The sequence below is a fragment of the Frigoribacterium sp. CF331 genome (assembly GCF_057787905.1).
The window spans coordinates 1,551,387-1,566,025 of the sequence record NZ_CM173545.1; the positions used below are offsets into that span (position 1 = coordinate 1,551,387).

Here is a 14,639-nt window from a genome sequence, read left to right on the forward strand (position 1 = left end):
TCGAGCTTGTCAGTGGCTCGGCATATCTTCTGCGGGTGGGAGTTCAAGGTTCGGGTGAGGTGGCGGCAAACATTCTCCGTCGCCCGATCCCGACGCATCCGTTCGCGGTGCCGCCGATCCCGGGAACATTTGGTGTCAGGCAAGTACGCCGTGACCGTGCCGCGCCCCTCGGCTACGTCCTCTCCCGTCACGAGCTGGGTGGCATCGTCTACCACTGCTACGCCCATGGCCGAGACGATGCCGGCGGGCACCCCTGGCTGCGCCGAGAGGGCAGCCTGAACAGTGCCGTCGCGTGGATGATCCAGCACGAGGCTGAGCTTTCGGCCCTGACGGGCCGCCTGCACCCCGAGCCGGTCGAGTGGCCGTCGTGACCGCGGGTAGCGTCAAGGTTTGAGCTGGCTCGTCAGGCATCGCCCCAAGGGCGACACGAGCGCCGAAGCCGTGGCCGTGGAGGTCAATGCCCCGACGCCGTCCGACGCGATCGACGAGGTGCGCGCCACGCTCTCTCGGGATCGCCTCGTGACCTCGGTCGCTCCCTCCTGAGTCCGAGAGAGCCGTCAGGGGCCGCGCGTAGCTTGGCTCCGGTCAGCATCCCCCCGAGCTGGCCAAGAGCTGCCGGGCGGTCCCTAACCCGCTAGGCAGCAGCAGCCCCCACATTCTGGCTCTCCCCCAGTCGGGCGGGAGTTTCTTCGCGCGCGCAGACCGTTCTCGAATGGGGGAGAGTGCTCGGGTCGTGCGCCCCCGCAGGCACCCGAGGGGCGCCCGCTCATCCCGTGAAGAAGAAGACCGCCACCGCAGCAACGCCGACGACCAGGGCACACCATCCAGAGAATCGGAACGGGCCTCGCACAGCGTCCCCACCGCGTCGACCACGGATCGTCATGAAGTCATCCCCGAACGCGCGAAGAACTGCGTCGGTCGTAAGTAGCGCGGTGAGCCCGATCGCGAACATCAGGGCAGCGACAAGCAGAGCGGGCCACGAAGTCATGGTCGAACCTTGACAGAGGGGGGCCCGCTGCGCTCCCGGGAAGTCGGCTGCGCGCCGCTCAATGCCCTTCGAGCACCTGTCCTACCGAAACCGATCGTCTCTCATCGCCTCGCAGGGCCCGTCACCCTCCTAGGGTGTGGCCTCGGCAGAGAGACGCCTGTGGCGCTGCCTCTGGCTTTGGCTCTGGCTCTGGCTCTGGGCCTAAATGACCTAGTTGAGCAGAGGGCACCCTTCCGCTTTCAGGCGTTCAATCCAGTGCGACTCGCGTTCGTAAGCGCGACGTCGATTCCCAACGAACTCCTCGAGCAAAACAATCTCCGGCCAGTCGCCAGCATCGACTAGGGCTCGAACCCAGAGCCCCTTCTTCGTGGTCTGGTGCTTCTTCACATGTTGCTGAAGTCGCCGACCTAGGTAGTCGGCTGTTTGTCCTACGTAGTGAGGGAACCGAGTTGCAGGGTCGATCAGCGCGTAGATGCGATAGGTCTGCGGCTCAGTCGAAGACAGTGGCATAGGGCTACCTCTCTCACTTAGACGCCGATTCAGGTCAGAGGGTCCGCCTTGGCAGGGGGAATGACGCGAGTGTCTGCCGAAAGGGCAAGTTGCCTTGTCCTGCTTATTAACCTTGCCGCAGCTCAAGCCATGGAGTCGGGTCAAGAAACCATCGATCGTCTGACCCTAGATAGCGTCAATCTCGAGTACGAGGTCGAGCGCCAACGGCCACAAAGAATGGCTATGTTCGACGCTGGCACCTACCCCTGGTCGAGCGGACGATGACGGGGCCAGGTTCAGCGCCGGCGCGACTTGGCGCGGACGTTGACCTCCACCCCGGAGAATGGCTGCACTCGGCCGTCAGCAGGTGGGCGAGCGACGTATTTGGCGTCTCACGTGCTGCTCTGCTCCGTGCACTCGGACTGGACCACCTGCCTAATTCAGCCATTGTGGCGATGGGCACAAGACTTCTTCCACAAACTGCGGCCAGCATTTCTTCTGCCACGGGCATCTGCGAAGGAAGGCTTCGAGAGGCGACGATGGAGTCTCTCGACGGAGGGCTCTTTACCCTCCGCAGGCAGAGAGATGGAAAGCTAACCGCTGCCGTTTCCAAGCAGGGGACTTGGTCCTGGAACGCTGGCACGAGGTATTGCGCGGATTGCCTCCGTGATCAGCCGGGGGTGTTCAAGGTCGTTTGGCGCAGTCCGTGGTCTTTCGCCTGTCTGGAGCATAAAACGATCCTGTACGAGAGCTGTTCGTCTTGCCACGAGCAAGTAGTCGAGATGCGGGGTCGAAACGCTGATATTTTTGATGCTTCGAGATGTCGGGCACACGTAGGGCCAGTAGACGCAACTCGTCAAACGCTCCGCCGAGCCCCTCTTAGCGAATCGCCCGTGCAGGTTCCGCTAGACGTTCATGGTGCTCCTTTTCGGGCGCAGAGCGCCATCTATCAGGCGGTGAAGAGCAATGGTGCGGCGCAGTTGCTGCGAATACTGCAAGCCATTTCCACAGCCCTCCGCGGGGCCCAAAATTTCGACCTCATGGCCACTCTCAGCGGGCTCGAACTCAGCGAGCTTCGAGGCCTCTTCGACGAAGAGAAACGTGTCGGCGTCAGCGCCCCCACAACCGCGTACGCCATGGCCGGTCTCGTCGGCGCTGCCTTTGCCCTCGACCAGCTCGACGAGGATGGGGCCGGACCTCTGATAAGGCACTTGACATTCACCCGAGCGCCCGCGTCGGTGCCAAGCGGGCAAGGGTATGGACCGGGAAGTCCATCAGAGCTTCTCATTAGATGGCCTCAGGCGCCGGCTCAACTCCGGGACAAAATTTTGAGGGCGCATGATCAGGACTTCACGAACAGCCAACGCATTCTTGGCTGCACATCCGATAACCCTGCAACTTTGCTCCACCATCGACCGATCCCGGGAGGAGTTAGCGTTCGTTTTTCAACGGTTCCCGCCGCGCTGTGGCCGGCATGGTGTAGCCGCTTCGACGTTGGGGGCCCGTTGACGGGTCGACCCTTGCCACGGCTCTGGCTCTCGCCCTTCGAGCATGCGGTACGGGCAAGATTCAGCGCGACCCCCAAGCCGAAAACGCGCTTGCTGGGGTGCTTCGACCCAACATGCTGGGTACGTCCCAGCAGACAACGTCGCTGATCCGCGGTTTATGCGAGCTCGCGCACACTCTCGATGAGATTGACGTGCCGATCGACTACCTCCGGCGCCAAAGCCTTGCTGCTCACGATTTTTTGCCCTGGCCTCACTGGGAGGCTCTCTCCGAGAGCCTGAGCCGAGATCCGGGTGCCGCACGACGCCACCGCAACGCTCGGCGCTACCTTTGGCAGCGGCTTACGGCCTTGGACGTAACTCGATTTCCCGATGAACCCCAGTATCGATCTTCTCGCGCTGCCGCCGCCGAATACACGGACTTCCGCACGCGCATGACGATCGAACTTCAAACGGCGCTCGATTCTTATGCTCGCGCATATTTGCAGCACCAGGGGCTCGATGAACCCGTGACGTGGTCCCCGTGGGCATTGGTGGCATTGCCCTGGCCGGGACCGGAGATTCTGGATCTTGCTATATCGAGGCTGCACGCGTTATTAGGCGAAGGTGTCGTAGCGCATGGCCTGTTGGCTCGGGAACTCGGCGTTTCCGTGCGACGTGTGGTTAGGGCGCTCGATGAGGCACCTCCATCTGACCCTCGGGAGACTAAAGCAGTCGACTGGGCGCCCATGTTTTTGAGCAGCGTGACCCCCTAGGAATGTGATCGTCTCACCGCTTTCGCGGGACCGCCTGGTGAGTATGAGAGGCAGTCCTCCTCGAGGTCGTCGTCTTGACCTTCGCTTGCACGCATCCGCAATCGAGTCACATTGACCTTCTCGCCACCTGGCCTGCCGCTCGTGAGTGCCGGCACTCAATTGTTGGCCTTATTCTCGTCGATGTGCCAAAGACGGTGAAAGCGACGGCAGTCCGGGACCTCGTCGGGGTAGCTGCTACCCAAATCAAGGTCGTGCGTGATCTCAGCTGGTTGTTTAGAGAACAACCGATAGCCGACTACGGCATAGATGCACAGTTTGAAGCGGTGGAAAAAGGCGAAGCGACCGGGAAGCTGATAGCGGCGCAGATCAAGTCGGGCCCGAGTTACTTTGCGAACTCGACCGCCGGAGGTTGGTGGTTCCCACTCGAGGCAGACGACCTTCAGTACTGGCTGGATCACTCTCTCCCGGTGCTTGTCGTCCTCTACGACCCCGACACTGATCGGGCTTACTGGCAATCAGTGACGGAGTCGACCATCGTGATCGGACCTAAGGGAGGGAGAAAGCTCCTCATCCCCGAAGCCCAAACCCTCGACCGGGACGCGCTCCCGGCCCTGTCCAAGATTGCCGCGGGGCGGCCGTACGAGCTTCGGGTTCGACAACTCCGCCTAGCTTTGCCCTGGATGCAACTCCTGCAAAGCGGTCGACGTGTCCTGTTGGAGGCGGAGGAGTGGATCAATAAAACATCTGGTCGGGGGGATATTCAGATCGTATCGACTGACGATGCGAGCGAGGATCGTGTCAATCTTGGTAGCTGGTTCATCATGCCAGGACTGCGGCCCTACCAGGAGGTGTTGCCCAACCTTGTCCCTTGGGCTGATGTCGTCCTGCATCAAGAAACGTATGACGATGCTCAGCGAGAAGCGTGGGAGTCCGAGTGTGTCAGCTGGGATCGTGAAGGTGACACGTGGGAGACGCTTTCCTACGACGACTGGGCATCTCAGTTTGCTGGCGCTGAGTTGCGGCCCTACCGCAATGGAGCGGGTGAGGTCGATTTCTGGCGTCTTGAGCTCGTCTTGAATGATCTTGGGCGTGGGTTCCTCGCCGTTCACGAATTTGCTCAAGCCGACGGGTGGATTCTTACTCCCCGGCAGGCTGATTAGCCGCCTTCCACGCCTTGCCCGAGCGGGCACAGGCATGTACGGGGCGGGATCTGTCAGGAGACGATGTTCGCCAAGCGACACTTTGTCTGGCGCGCTACGGCGACGCTTTATCTGGGCTGCCCCTGACTTAGTCGCCTCCCGGCGACAGAATGTTTGTGCGTTCACATCTTGTCTGAAGGGTCCACCGTCTGACTGCACGTCCGGCGGCGCGTTGCAATTGCCTGCAATGATCGTCTGGGGCCGTTCCGAGAAGTGCAGGTCGTCGCGCCCCCAGGGTGGGACCGCAGATTAGTGACTCGGCAGTCCATTCATTTCATTGTCGAAATAGCCGGGACTCCGCGAGGCCTTCGTTGCATGCCTTGTCGGCGAATTGCTTGTCGTCCGGAAGCTCGATCACCTGGCCCTGCGGGATGCGACCGACAGCGCTCTGATGAGTTGACAAAGAACGGCGTCGTGTTCAACCTCGGGGGAGCGGCCTATGACCTCAGTGACCCGGTAGGCCGGCTGCTGTTCAATGCCCGAGTCCGATACCTGGCCGATTGGATCGCGACCGACATTCGGACTCATGGGTGTGCAGTCGCGACCACGATCACGTGAGCGTCACCAGCTCGACTAAAACGGTCTGACCTAGCGGTGCGGGGGTGTCCGCTAGCGGCTAGGCCCTGCTGCACCCGGACGGGCCAGAGGGAGGGGCTTTGACGCCCAAGTGGGAGCTGCAAGAGGTACGGGAGAACGTGTAATTTCAGGCAGTCTTTGTCTGCGACGGGGAGGTGAGACTCCACGAAGTTGTGGCGCCCTGGATCATTTATGGAGACAATGCGACTTCCAGACCCTGTAAAGGACCATCATGATCGCTGCAGACTCCTTGGCCGAGTTCTATGACCGCGTTCGGGCTGGAATGGCGACCAAGTTTACGGTGGCCACCGAGGAGTCGCTGGACTATCCGCACATCCTGATGACCTACTCGGGAGAAAAAGGCCAGATCATCTCCATGGCAGACGCAGAAACGGAAGTTGGACGCGCAACCCTAGAGAACCCATCCATAGGTGAGATCGACGAGGCAGCGGTGCGGGCCCTACAAGAAGTGCAAAGCCGCCCATTCCGAAGTTGGACGCACGCTCAGATTAATCTCAGAGTCGAGGCAATTCATGCCGAACAAGCGCGACTTGATGTCGTGAGCGCCGACTTGGACTCTCAGATACGGGCAGTCCGCGGCGAGTCTCTGGAAGCCATAGCTAAAAGCATGCCTCTCATGACGATTCAGCTCGAAGCTATAAAACGACACTCCGCATATTCGAAGCAGATACAAATAATGAATTATGAGATGTACATCCGAGATAATTAAAGTCGCGTGGCTCAAGTGAGGGCAGGGGCTAATTGGCGTGAATTTGACGCACGCGATTCCCGACCGCCGCAAGCTTCCGTGCGCAGTTCCGGGGCGTCGGGCTTCTCTTGACGTTAGATTTGACAAACATTGCACGTTGTCTGGAGAGATTGCTTGAGTTTCCCCCAGGAAACTTCCGAAACAGTCTTGCGCTCTGATGGCAATCAGAACTAAATGATGCACCACATCCAGGAGGTTTTATGCCAATCGACCTGCCACCCAACCTGCAGAATGCTGCAGACGCGATCGTGCGGAGTGCGGAAAAGACAAACGTCCAGCTTCCAGCCAACCCGACGTCACAGGCCGAGAAGTTGGCCCGCGATGCCGGGCGCGACATCGCCGCGAACAAAGGACGTGAGTCGTCTGGTAGTTCGGAAAAGCGGCCTCGTTAGTCCGTCTTGAACGCAATGGCATCAATTCCGCTAACGCGTGCGTTCAGCTCCCTTTCGTACACAAGAGCCGCTTGCGCGCTGGGCGGCTCGATGCTGCGTCTTTTAGTTCATACGCGGCTGGAATCAACGATTCACAACGAGCTGACCTTTAAGGTTGCGATCCGGCCGCAGCCCATTAGGCGAACGACTGAGTGCTTTTAGCTTTCTGCTCCTATCACCAACTCATCAGCTATATTCACCGGGGCATTTCCTGGAGTGCGACTCGATTTTGCTCGGTCAGAGAGAAGATTGCTTAGACGCACTGCGCTCCCTCCGAGCCCGAGAACAATGCCTCACCTGAGGCCCTTCCAGCTCGCCTCCGATGCCGAGCAACGCACCCGCCCTAGAGGCCTAGGCATTGAGCCACTTACACGCACTAGCAAAGGGCCGCGACACACCTTCCGCGTGATGGCCACAGGGTCATTAGTGCCCCATCTTCTCGAGAGGCTGGAAATCGACGGGTGGCCGTCCGCGGGATCACGCCCGATGAACTCTTGACGCCGAGGTCGGCTGACGAGCCGGGATCAAACGTTCTCCGCGTCCTCGGCGCAGGCGGCGTCGGCGCGCGAGGGTCAGGCCCAGGCCGGCGAGCAGGGTGGTGGCTCCGATGAGGGCGGCGGCTGACGTCGTACCCGCGTCCGAGCCCGTGAACGCCAGTGCTCCGCTGGGTGCAGCGGCGCCCACACCTGCCGCGGGTGCCGGCGTAGTAACCGCCGCGACGTAGTCGACCACGAGGCGGCCGGTCACGGCGGTGCCGTCGGCGTGCTCGGCCACGAAGGTGAGGGGGGCGGGGTCGCCGACGAGGGTGGGGGAGGGCGTGAAGACGACCTCGCCGGTGGTGGGCTGCACCTGCCATGTGCCGTCGTCGGTCGTGACCTCGGTGGCGGGTGCCTCGTTGGGCTGGATCAACACCACCGACTCGGGTACGACGTCGGGCACGGCCGCGGGCAGGTCGAAGACCGCCGGCGCACCCGCAGGCGGCGTCACCACGACGTCCGGCACCGTCACGACCGGCACGACGGGAGCCGTGGTCACCGTCGGCGTCGCCGTCGACTCGACCGCGTCACCGGCCAGGGTGTCCACCCGATACGACACCGGCGTCGCGGTCCCGACGAAGTCGGGCTCGGGCGTGAAGACCAGCTCCCCACCATCGACCGTCCAGGTGCCCTCACCGGGCACCACCACGGTCGTGGCGTCCTGGCCGTTCGGGTCTACGAGACGGAGGGTGGCGGGGTCGACCGACACCGCGCCTCCATCGTTGTCGGTCACTGCGAGACGCTGGACCACCCCCTGCACACCGGTCGACGTGTCGGGTGTCGCGACCGCGGTCACCGTGGGCGTCAGCGTCGAGGTGGCGGTCGCGCCGGCCGCGTCGGTCACCACGTACGGCACCGGCGTCGCCGTGCCCGTGAAGGCGGGCTCCGGCGTGAAGGTGACGGTTCCGGAGGCGCGGTCGAGTTCGTAATGCCCCTCACCGGGCACCACCACGACCGTTCCGTCGGCGTCCACGGTGGCACCCTCGGGCGCCTCGAGACGGGTGGCCGTGGGGTCGAGCGGCACCAGCGGGTCCCCGGCGGTGGCGACGACCGGGAGGGTCTGCGGGGCTCCCTGCGTGCCGGTCACGGCGGTGGGCGTGGCGACCGGCTGCACGGCCGTCGCGAAGACGGTGCTGATGAGGTCGAGGCCTCCGTCGGTCGTCTCGTTGGTCGTCGTCGTGAACGGACCGGTCATCAAGGTCTCGTCGTTGCCCACCAGCGAGACGCCGTACAGGGGCTGCCCGGGCTGCAAGCCCAGGTCGGTCAGCGAGACCGAGACGCCCGCGATGGTCTGCGTTGCCGTGTAGTCCAGCGGGCGGTAACCGGTCGTGCCGGGTAGCTGCTGCAACACCGTCGACGTCACCCCGGTCAGGATCGGACCCCATGCCGACCTCGGCACCGACACGATCGGGCCCCACGCCACCGGCGCTCCGGCCCCGTCGACCGCCGTCACGGCCGCCAGCTTGAACGCGTCGTTGCCGCCACGCTCGACGATGGAGACCGCCACGCCGGCCGGGTCGGAGGCGGTCAGCGGCGACTCGCGCAGCACGCTGAACCGCTCGACGTCGTTGGTCGTCACGCCGCCGGTGTTGCCGAACAGGTTGTCCGACCCCTCGGTGACGAACGGGCTGCTCAGCACGTCGGCCATCGTCCGGCCGGTCGGGTCGCCCGAGACGCCGGTGAACGGCGAGCCGGCGGGAGAGTTCGCGACCCAGATGTTCTCGCGGTCACCCGTCGCCGTCGCGTTGTCGACCCGCAGCACCTCGGCGCTCACGGCTGTGTCGTCACTCGGCAGCACCGTGAACGTGCGCCCACCGGCCTGGTACGACACGAGCTGCTGCTGCGTGCCCTGGCCGTAGCGCATCGTCACCGCAGCGCACGCGGGTCGCATCGGTGAGGGGGACGCCGCAGCACGACGCAACGCGACGGTCGTGCCGACATCGGCCGGTGTGGGTGGGCTTTTACGCGGGTCTGGCGCGTTCTACGGTCGCCCGGTCGGCTGGCCGGAATTCCGTCGAAGAACCCCCGAAGAGGCGGCATGCCGGCTAATGAGAAAAGCTTGGATTTAAGTGATAATTCCTTATGACTTTCGATCAGCCGCAGGGTGCAGGTTCGCCCTCCGCAACGCCTCTGCCACCCGAGCACCAGGCCTCTCCCTCATCCGCCCCGACCGCGAAGAAGCCCCGCAACACGCTCGGCCTCGTCGCTTTCATCATTGCCGTCGTCGGCTTCATCTTCGCGTGCATTCCTGGCGCTCTCATCGTCGGCTGGGTCCTCTTGCCGATCGCCTTCATCCTCGGCCTCGTGTCGCTGTTCATGAAGGGACGCGGAAAAGGCCTGGGAATTGCGGCCATCATTCTCTCGGTCGTCGGCACCGTCGTGGCCGTCGTCGTCTTCTTCTCCGTCGTGGCCAACGCGGTCGACGAGTCACTCGGCGGATCCGACGTGTCGATCGGCGCGCCCGCGGACAGCTCTTCTCCTGCCGCTGAAGAGGTAGCCGAGGAAGAAGCTCCTGCCGACGCAACCGTGGGCACCCGTGACAACCCGGCCGCGATCGGATCGACGATCACGGGTGAGGACTGGACTGCCGTCGTCAACAGCTACACGGCCGACGGCAACGCGACTGTCGCCGGTGAGCAGTTCAACGAGGCGGCCCCGGCCGGATCGCACTACGAGATCATCAACTACACGGTGACCTACACCGGCGACGAGTCCGGCTACGCCGGCGAAGTGATCGTCGACATCGTGACCAGTGCGGGCAACGTCGTCAACAGTTACGACAACATCGTCTTGCTGTCCGACAGCATCGGCGGCGAAGAGCTCTTCACTGGGGCCACGACCACGGGTTCGCAGGCGTTCGTCGTCCCCGACGGTGAAACTGCCCTCATCCGCGTCCAGCCCGGCATCCTCGCTGACGAGGTCTTCGTCCAGCCGTAACCTCGCAACCACTCGGAGGCCCCTGGCGAGAGCCAGGGGCTTCTTCTATGCCCGGCGCGCCAGAGCGGCCCTGGTTGTGCGCCCCTCAGGCCAGCGTGTAGGAGCGCCCGTCTGCCGATCGGGTGACGAAGCCCGAGTCGACGGCGTCGCGGCGGACGAGGGCCACGTCGTCGACGAACATGGCCAGCGCGGCGTTCAGGGTCGCCTCGTCGATGGGGCGACGGGAGTTCAGCCGCTCGAAGACGATCTGCGCGATCGCATTCGACACGACGCGGCGGCTGGCCGTCTCGGCAGGCAGATCGGTGATGCGGCCCACGTGGAGGATCGCCCGGTCGGTCATGAGCAGTTCGAGAGCCTCCTTCGTCTGACCGAGGACGGTGGCGTCGACCGAGCCGTCGGGCAAGATCCAGTCGAAGCACGGGACGGCTTGAGGCGCGTCGTCCGCTCGGTCGGCGGCCGCCTTTGCCCGCTCCGGGCTCGCCAGCATCTTGGGGTTGATGGTGGCCGCGACCACCTGCCTCGCGCGCCGAAGCGCATCCTGCACGTTCATCCCAAATCCTCTCAGTCGTTTTGCCTCGGGCGCTCCCGGGCCGTGGGCGTTGCATGCCCTTCGCACCCACGGTGGCCTCGACGCCCCCGGTCAAGTAGCCCCCAGCCTGTCACTGAAATGTCGGGTTGTCATATGGTGGCCGTGGCTCACGCTGGGCGGGCTCTGATGGGAGGGGAAAGACGTCGATGTTCGCGAACGAATTCTTCTGGGTCGGGTGAGGCGGACCGTGTCCCGCTACGAACTGCAGTGGATGGTCGTCTTCAACTGCATCGTCATTGCCTGCTTCTCGAGCGTCTACGCCGTCGACGTCGACGGGTCGGTCTTCTGGGGTCTCGGTTTCATCGCCCTCATGATCGGGCAGATCGTCGAGGCGACACGGCCCGAGCGTCCATCGAACAAGGCGCAGTCCAAGGCGCATGAGGAGTCGGGGAGCAGCGCGGAGGGCCGCGAGAACACTGGTTAAGACCTCTACCCAGGCTGAGCGACACCTGTCGCCCACGTCTACCCTGGTTCGCATGACCGACCTCCCCGCCCGCACCCGTTTCGCCACCGTCGACGCCGAGCGCTCGGTCGCCTTCGCCGAGGCCGACCTCGAGGCCCCGGGCGGGTCGCAGGTCGTCGTCCGCATCCGCTACACGGGCGTCTGCGCCACGGACACCCACGGGTGGGCGTCCGGCGGCCTCATCCCCGCCGCCGTGTTCGGCCACGAGTGGACCGGCACCGTCGTCGCCGCCGGCAGCCGGGTCACGACCGTCGCCGTGGGGCACCGCGTCGTCGCCAGCGTCGGCCCGCCCTGCGGCTCGTGCGCCATGTGCAGCGCCGGACACCCCGACCACTGCGACACCGCCTTCGCCGAGGCCAACGGCATCTCGCCCGACGCCCCCACCCACGGAGCCTTCGCCCAGCACGTCACCGTCCACGAACGCCGCGTCCAGCGCGCCCTCGACGGCCTCACCGACGAGCAACTCGGCCTCGTCGAACCCACCGCCGTCACCTTCCACGCCGTCCGCCGCGCCGGCCAGCGCCTCGGCTCCATCGTCGTGGTCCAGGGCGCCGGCCCCATCGGCCTGCTCACCGCCCAGCACGCCCGCCACGCCGGCGCCGGAGCCGTCATCGTCGTCGAACCCATGGAGGCGCGGCGCGCGACCGCCCGCCGCCTCGGCTTCACCGACGTCCACGCTCCCGGCGAGGCCTTTACGGCTCGCGTTCTCGAACTGACCGACGGACTCGGCGCGGACGTCCTCTACGAGTGCACCGGCGCCTCCTCGCTGTTCCAGCCGAGCGCCGAGCTCGTCCGCCGCGGCGGCACGCTCGCCCTGCTCGGCTACCCGATGACCACCTCCGAGGTCTCGTACGGCGACTGGCAGAGCCGCGAGCTCACGGTCGTCGGCAGCCTCGCCTACACGCATTCCGACTTCGTCGGCGCGATGCGGGCGCTCGCCGACGGCTCGGTCGAGGCCGGGCCGCTGATCACTGGGACGGTCGGGCTCGACGAGCTGCCGGCGCTGCTCGAGGAGCTGGACAGCGGGAAGACCGAGCACGCGAAGGTACTCGTCGCGCCGAACGGATGACGGGCTGCCAGCAGCGGTCGACTCGACCGGGTCTCGGGGGGCCGACCCGCGCCTCCTCGGGTCAGTGGAGCTCGGGGACGTAGGCCGCGTCGTCGCCGAAGGCCTCGGTGACGCGGCGGATGGCCTGGGGCGTGCCCCACTGCTCGATGTGCTCGCACGCGTGGTCGGCCCGCGAGGCGTACATGCCGAAGGCGCCGACGTCGACGTACGTGTAGTCGTGGCCTCCGGAGGACATGGCCCCGGTGCCGGGCTCGTCGGGCAGGTCGAAGACGGCTCCGTCGGGGAAGAGCAGCTCGACCCCGTGCGGTGCACAGGTCGGCGGGGTCTCGGTCGTCAGGTCAGCCACGATCACCGGGTCGTAGGTGGTGCAGTAGGGGATGCGCGCGTCCTACCCGGACAGGGTCATGACCGTCTTGGGTTCCGACTTCACGGCGATGACCAGCAGCACCGACACCACGAGCAGCGCGGTGACGATGCCGGCCAGGACCTTCATGAGCCGACCGTACCGTCGAGCCGGGGGCCCTGGTCGCGGGCGAATGGGGAACCGCAGGAGGCGCTGGTCACCTGACCCGCGCCTCCTGCCGCGAGCAGGACGTCGGCCGCACGAACGGCCGGGCCTACGGACTCTTCTTCCGGGCGCGCACGTTGGCGTCGACGAGGCCCGGCTCCGTCGACCAGCGGACGTCGACGGCGCGCGTCACGAAGTCGATCAGACCGCCTTCCTGGCCGGGCACGCGGGTGTCCGAAACCCAGTCGTCGATCACGAGTTCGCCGGCCGCGTCGAGCAGGTGGTCGACGGGGAGGTCGAGGACGTAGTCCACGTACGACCCGTTCGCGTCGCGTTCGACGACGGCGGCGATCGGGGCCCCGGCTGACGGACCGGAACCGACGGTGCCGACGATCCAGTCCGCGGGCCACGCGGAGAGCGGCGGCACACGCGGCTCGACCTCGTGACCGGTCACGGGCGCCGGGCGTCGTCTCCTCATCGGGACAGTGTGCCCGACAACGGCGGTCGCGCTTCCACGATGCCGACGACGACGACGACCGCCTGCCCGCGCACGGTACCGTGGGGCCGTCGTGGGGGAGGGGGATCGATGTTCCTGGTCGTGTTGTGCCTCGGGTCGGCGCTCGCCCTGGTGTGCGCGGGAATCGTGATCATCCGCGGGCGGACGGCCTGGCGCGTCGTGGGTGGCGTCGTCACGATCCTCTTCGCCGGCCCGGTCGGCGTTTACGGCTTCTGGCTGCTCTCCGTCGTGACCGCTCATGCATGAGGTGCGCCGGCGGACGAGCCGAACCGCGCCTCCTGCGCCGGGCCCACGCCTCGACGTCGAAGACGACGACCCGCGCGGACGCGTCGCGAGGTAGCTCGCGACCGGCTGGTGCGCGGGGTGCGGCAGGTAGCCGTCCCGCGCCGCGGGGTCGCGGAAGCGCACCACGAGCATCCAGTCGAAGCCGGCCCCGGAACGCCCGGACGAGGCGTCAGCCCATCGGTTGCGAACCGATGACCGACAGCAGCTGCAGCTTCTCGTGGCTCTCGGTGCCCGGCACCGCCGTGTAGACGAGCAGGAAGTGCGACTGCTCGGGGTCGACCAGGGTCTGGCAGGTCAGGTGCAGGTCGCCGAGCTCGGGGTGCACGAAGTGCTTCGTTGCCTTCGGGCGCAACCCGATCTCGTGCAGCTCCCAGACGGCACGGAACTCCTCGCTCACCTCGAGCAACTCGTCGACGATGCGACTCGCCCGCGACCCCGGGCCTCGACGCGTCGCGACGTCCCGCAACCCCGAGACCCAGAGGCGCGACAAGAAGTCGTGGTCCTCGTCCGCGTACAGACGGCGACTGGCGACGTCGGTGAACCACCGGTACCCGATGCTGCGCTCGAGACCCGTCAGACCGGCCGTGTCACCGGTCAACGCCACCCCCAACGGCGTCTGCCGCAACGTCTCGCCGAGCTCGCTCGTGACCTCGGCCGGGGTGTCGCCGAGCCGGTCGAGGATGCGCGACAACCCCGGGCTGACGTGGTCACCCGACGGTGCGCCGACCGGCGGCTGGTGCCCGGCGAGGCGGAAGAGGTGGTCGCGCTCGCCGAGGGCGAGGTGCAGGCCCTGCGCGATCGAGGCGATCATCTGCTCGGACGGCTGCGGGCCCGTGCCCCGCTCGAGCCGCGCGTAGTAGTCGGGCGACATGTGGCTGAGCGCCGCGACCTCCTCACGGCGCAGCCCGCTGGTCCGACGCCGGCGACCCCGGGGCAGCCCGACGTCCTCGGGCTGCAGGGCACCACGTCGGCGCAGCAGGAAGGCACCCAACGCGTCTCTGTCCATGGGTCAGTTGTAGCGCC

Annotated in this window: 15 protein-coding genes and 1 pseudogene; 9 read left to right on the forward strand and 7 right to left on the reverse strand. The window is 65.6% G+C overall.

Going from position 1 to position 14,639, the window contains the following annotated elements; translation table 11 throughout:
- Nucleotides 1–59: 59 nt before the first annotated feature.
- Together AC3CCI_RS07240 and AC3CCI_RS07245 are read left to right on the forward strand one after the other, a co-directional pair.
- Nucleotides 60–371: a hypothetical protein gene (locus AC3CCI_RS07240; protein WP_488628552.1), complete on the forward strand. Its 312-nt coding sequence runs from the start codon at nt 60–62 to the stop codon at nt 369–371.
- 19 nt (nt 372–390) lie between these two features.
- Entirely contained in the window at nt 391–543 is a 153-nt protein-coding gene (locus AC3CCI_RS07245; protein ID WP_488628553.1) for a hypothetical protein, read from the forward strand.
- Between the two features lie 655 nt (nt 544–1,198).
- On the opposite strand, the gene AC3CCI_RS07250 is transcribed toward AC3CCI_RS07245, so the two are convergent.
- Nucleotides 1,199–1,498 carry a GIY-YIG nuclease family protein gene (locus AC3CCI_RS07250; RefSeq protein WP_488628554.1) on the reverse strand — a complete coding sequence of 100 codons (300 nt, stop codon included), beginning with the start codon at nt 1,496–1,498 and terminating at the stop codon, nt 1,199–1,201.
- A gap of 260 nt (nt 1,499–1,758) precedes the next feature.
- On the opposite strand from AC3CCI_RS07250, the pseudogene AC3CCI_RS07255 reads away from it, so the two are divergent.
- Nucleotides 1,759–2,205: pseudogene (locus AC3CCI_RS07255) on the forward strand (TniQ family protein); the annotation flags it as partial.
- A 177-nt stretch (nt 2,206–2,382) separates the two neighbouring features.
- On the opposite strand, the gene AC3CCI_RS07260 reads toward AC3CCI_RS07255, so the two are convergent.
- On the reverse strand, nt 2,383–2,688 hold the full coding sequence (locus AC3CCI_RS07260) for a hypothetical protein (protein ID WP_488628713.1): 306 nt from the start codon (nt 2,686–2,688) through the stop codon (nt 2,383–2,385).
- A 1,231-nt stretch (nt 2,689–3,919) separates the two neighbouring features.
- On the opposite strand from AC3CCI_RS07260, the gene AC3CCI_RS07265 reads away from it, so the two are divergent.
- Nucleotides 3,920–4,897: a DUF4365 domain-containing protein gene (locus AC3CCI_RS07265; RefSeq protein ID WP_488628555.1), complete on the forward strand. Its 978-nt coding sequence runs from the start codon at nt 3,920–3,922 to the stop codon at nt 4,895–4,897.
- An 847-nt stretch (nt 4,898–5,744) separates the two neighbouring features.
- On the forward strand, nt 5,745–6,242 hold the full coding sequence (locus tag AC3CCI_RS07270) for a hypothetical protein (protein ID WP_488628556.1): 498 nt from the start codon (nt 5,745–5,747) through the stop codon (nt 6,240–6,242).
- A gap of 947 nt (nt 6,243–7,189) precedes the next feature.
- Here the strand turns inward: AC3CCI_RS07270 and AC3CCI_RS07275 are convergent.
- Complete coding sequence (locus tag AC3CCI_RS07275) at nt 7,190–9,112, reverse strand: Ig-like domain-containing protein (RefSeq protein WP_488628669.1); 1,923 nt, start codon at nt 9,110–9,112, stop codon at nt 7,190–7,192.
- Between the two features lie 218 nt (nt 9,113–9,330).
- On the opposite strand from AC3CCI_RS07275, the gene AC3CCI_RS07280 reads away from it, so the two are divergent.
- Nucleotides 9,331–10,185: a hypothetical protein gene (locus AC3CCI_RS07280; RefSeq protein WP_488628557.1), complete on the forward strand. Its 855-nt coding sequence runs from the start codon at nt 9,331–9,333 to the stop codon at nt 10,183–10,185.
- An 85-nt stretch (nt 10,186–10,270) separates the two neighbouring features.
- Here the strand turns inward: AC3CCI_RS07280 and AC3CCI_RS07285 are convergent, their stop codons facing one another.
- Complete coding sequence (locus AC3CCI_RS07285) at nt 10,271–10,735, reverse strand: DUF2087 domain-containing protein (RefSeq protein WP_488628558.1); 465 nt, start codon at nt 10,733–10,735, stop codon at nt 10,271–10,273.
- Nucleotides 10,736–10,961: 226 nt separating this feature from the next.
- Between AC3CCI_RS07285 and AC3CCI_RS07290 the strand changes: the two genes are divergently transcribed.
- Together AC3CCI_RS07290 and AC3CCI_RS07295 are read left to right on the forward strand one after the other, a co-directional pair.
- Nucleotides 10,962–11,198: a hypothetical protein gene (locus AC3CCI_RS07290; protein WP_488628559.1), complete on the forward strand. Its 237-nt coding sequence runs from the start codon at nt 10,962–10,964 to the stop codon at nt 11,196–11,198.
- Nucleotides 11,199–11,250: 52 nt separating this feature from the next.
- Nucleotides 11,251–12,306 (forward strand): zinc-dependent alcohol dehydrogenase, encoded by a 1,056-nt coding sequence (locus AC3CCI_RS07295; RefSeq protein WP_488628560.1) that lies wholly within the window; start codon nt 11,251–11,253, stop codon nt 12,304–12,306.
- A gap of 61 nt (nt 12,307–12,367) precedes the next feature.
- Here AC3CCI_RS07295 and AC3CCI_RS07300 read toward each other — a convergent pair whose 3' ends face one another.
- Together AC3CCI_RS07300 and AC3CCI_RS07305 are read right to left on the reverse strand one after the other, a co-directional pair.
- Nucleotides 12,368–12,652 (reverse strand): hypothetical protein, encoded by a 285-nt coding sequence (locus AC3CCI_RS07300; RefSeq protein ID WP_488628561.1) that lies wholly within the window; start codon nt 12,650–12,652, stop codon nt 12,368–12,370.
- Between the two features lie 271 nt (nt 12,653–12,923).
- Complete coding sequence (locus AC3CCI_RS07305) at nt 12,924–13,292, reverse strand: hypothetical protein (protein ID WP_488628562.1); 369 nt, start codon at nt 13,290–13,292, stop codon at nt 12,924–12,926.
- A 108-nt stretch (nt 13,293–13,400) separates the two neighbouring features.
- Here AC3CCI_RS07305 and AC3CCI_RS07310 point away from each other — a divergent pair, with 108 nt between their 5' ends.
- On the forward strand, nt 13,401–13,577 hold the full coding sequence (locus tag AC3CCI_RS07310; RefSeq protein ID WP_488628563.1) for a hypothetical protein: 177 nt from the start codon (nt 13,401–13,403) through the stop codon (nt 13,575–13,577).
- Between the two features lie 208 nt (nt 13,578–13,785).
- Here the strand turns inward: AC3CCI_RS07310 and AC3CCI_RS07315 are convergent, their stop codons facing one another.
- The gene (locus AC3CCI_RS07315; protein WP_488628564.1) at nt 13,786–14,622 is read right to left on the reverse strand and encodes a helix-turn-helix transcriptional regulator; all 837 of its coding nucleotides are present in this window, start codon (nt 14,620–14,622) and stop codon (nt 13,786–13,788) included.
- Between the last annotated feature and the right edge of the window lie 17 nt (nt 14,623–14,639).